Origin of the sequence: Thermomonas sp. (assembly GCF_041905325.1) — a bacterium.
Classification (GTDB): Bacteria; Pseudomonadota; Gammaproteobacteria; order Xanthomonadales; family Xanthomonadaceae; genus Thermomonas.
In genome coordinates, this window is record NZ_JAYRLK010000030.1 from 1 (window position 1) to 2242 (window position 2242).

General features: G+C 67.5%; 3 protein-coding genes. All 3 read right to left on the bottom strand.

All coding sequences use genetic code 11. From position 1 onward, the window contains the following. Window positions 1-487, bottom strand: a 487-nt coding sequence (locus ACE3OK_RS12400; RefSeq protein WP_374249864.1) for a biotin/lipoyl-containing protein, incomplete at its 3' end; no start/stop codon positions are given. A 90-nt stretch (window positions 488-577) separates the two neighbouring features. Continuing rightward, window positions 578-1564, bottom strand: coding sequence for an alpha-ketoacid dehydrogenase subunit beta (locus ACE3OK_RS12405; RefSeq protein ID WP_374249865.1), 987 nt, complete (start codon window positions 1562-1564; stop codon window positions 578-580). After that, window positions 1561-2242, bottom strand: a 682-nt coding sequence (locus ACE3OK_RS12410; RefSeq protein ID WP_374249866.1) for a thiamine pyrophosphate-dependent enzyme, incomplete at its 5' end; no start/stop codon positions are given. The genes ACE3OK_RS12410 and ACE3OK_RS12405, both read right to left, overlap by 4 nt.

Sequence of the window (2242 nt, forward strand, 5' to 3'; positions counted from 1 at the left end):
CCAGCTTGCGCGCCATCGCGCGCACCGCCGGCACGGCCTTGACCCCGCCGACCGCGACTGCGGCCTCGCTGACCACGGCATTGCCGACCTGCATCGCGCCGACCACGGTACCGGCATCCTCGCGTCCACTTGCGGCGGCCGGGGCGGGCGCTGCGGCAGCGGGTGCCGGCGCGGGTTCGGGTTCGTCATCATGCGCGGCGCCGTGGTGATGGCCGGTGTCCTGGCCTTCCGCGCGCTGCGGCAGGTTGGGATCGACCTCGAACTCGGCCAGCCACTTGCCGGTGACGATCACGTCACCGGCACCACCGGCGAGCTTGAGCACCTTGCCGGAGACCGGCGAGGGCACGTCCACCACCGCCTTGGCGGTTTCCATCGAGACCAGGTTTTCGTCGAGGCGGATCACGTCGCCGACCTTGACGTGCCATTCGACGATGGTGGCATCCGGCAGGCCTTCACCAAGATCGGGGAGGAGGAATTTCTTGCTCATTTGCGAGATCCTGATTTTCGGTTTCGTAGGGCGGGTCTCGACCCGCCGATGCAATGCCCGGCCGTGGCGAAGGCGGGTCTCAACCCACCATCACGAATACGCCATCGCCCGCTTGGCCGCAGCGACTACCTTGTCCACGCTCGGCAGGTACTTCATTTCCAGCCGGAACAGCGGGATGTGGGTGTCGTAGCCGGTCACGCGCTCGACCGGTGCCAACAGGTCGAACAGGCATTCGTGCGCAATCCGCGCCGCGATCTCGCCACCGAATCCGGCGGTGCGCGGGGCTTCGTGGACGATCACGCAGCGGCCGGTCTTCTTCACCGATTCGGCAATCGTCGGGAAGTCCAGCGGGGTCAGGGTGGCAACATCGATCACCTCGGCGCTGATGCCTTCCTTCGCCAGGGCGTCCGCGGCTTCCAGGGTTTCCTTGACCTGCGCGCCCCAGGTGACGAGGGTGATGTCGCTGCCGTCGCGCAGCACGTAGCACACGTCCAGCGGCAGGGCTTCGCCGTCATCCGGCACCAGTTCCTTGTACTGGCGATAGATGCGCTTGGGTTCCATGTAGATCACCGGATCCGGATCGCGCATCGCCGCCAGCAGCAGGCCGTAGGCGCGCTGCGGGCTGGACGGCATCACCACGCGCAGGCCGGGGACGTTGGTGAAGATCGCCTCGTTGGCCTCGCTGTGGTGCTCCGGCGCGCGGATGCCGCCGCCCCACGGTACCCGCAGCACCATCGGGCAGGTCAGCCGGCCACGGGTGCGGTAGCGCATGCGCGCGGCGTGGCAGACGATGAAATCCACCATCGGATAGACGAAGCCGTCGAACTGCGCCTCGGCCACCGGGCGCATGCCCTGCGAGGCCATGCCCACGGTCAGGCCGGCAATGCTGGTTTCATCCAGTGGGGTATCGAGGATGCGTTCGGGGCCGAACTCGGCCGACAGCCCGGCGGTGGCGCGGAACACGCCGCCGTTGACGCCGACATCCTCGCCCAGCACCACCACGCGCTCGTCGTGGCGCAGCTCGTAGGCCAGCGCCTGGGTGATGGCCTCGATCAGGCAAATGGGTTGCGCGCTCATGCCCGGCCCTCCCGTGCCAACGCTTCTGCACGTTGGCCCTTGAGGTCCTCGGGCAGCTCCGCGTAGAGATAGTCGAACATCACCTCGACCGGCTGCACCGGGGTGTTGAGGTAGGCGTTGATTTCCTCGTCCACCTTCTTCGCGCACTCCTCGATCCAGGCCTTTTCCTCGGCCTCGCTCCACAGTTTCTTGCTGACCAGGTACTTGCGCAGGCGGATGAAGGGTTCCTTCAGCCACGCCGCCTTGACCTCGTCCTCGCCGCGATAACGGCGGGCGTCGTCGGCGGTGGTGTGGTCGTGCAGGCGGTAGGTCATGAATTCGATCACGCTGCCGCCTTCGCCCTTGCGTGCGCGCTCGGTGGCGCGGCGCATGGCTTCCAGCACCGCGATCAGGTCATTGCCGTCCACCTGCAAGCAATACAGGCCACCGGCCAGGCCCTTCTGTGCCAGCGTCTCGGCGCCGGTCTGGGCGCTGCGCGGCACGCTGATCGCCCAGCCGTTGTTGACCACGCACAGCACCAGCGGCGAGGTGTAGGCGCCGGCGGTATTGATCGCGGCGTAGAAATCGGTCTTCGAGCTGCCGCCGTCACCGCACACCGCCACCGCGACGCGCTTCTGCTTGCGCAGCTTGAAGGAGAGCGCCGCGCCCGAGGCCATGAGGCACTGGGTGGAGATCGGC

Excerpts from the sequence above, each read along its gene's own strand:
- ACE3OK_RS12405 (WP_374249865.1), bottom strand. The coding sequence starts at position 1,564 with ATGAGCGCGCAACCCATTTGCCTGATCGAGGCCATCACCCAGGCGCTG.